The sequence below is a fragment of the Bacteroides caecigallinarum genome, from assembly GCF_016902295.1.
Taxonomy (GTDB): Bacteria; Bacteroidota; Bacteroidia; order Bacteroidales; family Bacteroidaceae; genus Phocaeicola; species Phocaeicola caecigallinarum_A.
Genome location: NZ_JACJLQ010000229.1, coordinates 1 through 220 on the forward strand (window position 1 = coordinate 1; position 220 = coordinate 220).

The window sequence follows — 220 nt, forward strand, 5'->3', positions numbered from 1 at the left end:
TGCATTTAGGTGCAGCCTCGAGGATTACTGATGTGAGGTAGAGCGACTGATTGGATGCGAGGGCTTCACCGCCTATCAAGTCCTGACAAACTCCGAATGCGCATCAGTTCGACCCCGGGAGTGAGGGCATGGGTGCTAAGGTCCGTGCCCGAGAGGAGAACAATCCGGACCATCGGCTAAGGCCCCGAAATGACAGCTAAGTTAAACTAACGAAGTCAGA

General features: G+C 54.1%; 1 rRNA gene. It reads left to right on the plus strand.

Going from position 1 to position 220, the window contains the following annotated elements:
• Positions 1–220 (plus strand): 23S ribosomal RNA (locus tag H6A27_RS14925); the annotation flags it as partial.